The sequence below is a fragment of the Bacillus sp. 0102A genome (assembly GCF_036765155.1).
GTDB classification, from domain to species: Bacteria; Bacillota; Bacilli; order Bacillales; family Bacillaceae; genus Bacillus; species Bacillus subtilis_G.
The window spans coordinates 1-587 of record NZ_JBAIZW010000026.1; the positions used below are offsets into that span (position 1 = coordinate 1).

Sequence of the window (587 nt, forward strand, 5' to 3'; positions counted from 1 at the left end):
TGGAGGACATTCCTTAAAAGCCACCGCGCTTGTCTCACGGATCGCCAAAGAATTCGATGTACAGGTGCCGCTGAAAGATGTGTTTGCCCACCCGACGGTAGAAGGGCTCGCTTCTGTGATCCGTGAAGGAACGGACAGTCCATATGAAGCGATCAAGCCGGCGGAACAGCGGGAGACCTATCCGGTTTCCTCCGCCCAAAAACGGATTTATGTCCTTCAGCAGCTGGAGGAGGGAGGGACAGGCTACAATATGCCGGCTGTGTTAGAGCTGGAAGGGAAGCTGGATCCCGAAAGACTGGACAGGGCTTTCCAAAAGCTGATCAAGCGCCACGAGTCGCTTCGGACATCCTTCGAACAGGGCGAAGGCGGCGAACCGGTGCAGCGCATCCATGACGAGGTGCCGTTTACATTACAGACCGCAGTCCTCGGCGAACAAACCGAACAGGAAGCCGCAGCCGCGTTTATCCAGCCGTTTGATCTCACCCAAGCGCCGCTGTTCCGTGCCCAAATCGTACAGGTATCAGATGAGCGGCACCTGTTGCTGGTTGATATGCATCACATGATTTCAGACGGTGTTTCCGTCAACG

At 55.7% G+C, this 587-nt stretch carries 1 protein-coding gene; it reads left to right on the forward strand.

Annotated features, from left to right (window positions below):
- The coding region (locus V6D41_RS21420) for a condensation domain-containing protein (RefSeq protein ID WP_333519570.1) at positions 1 to 587 on the forward strand (587 nt) is incomplete at both ends.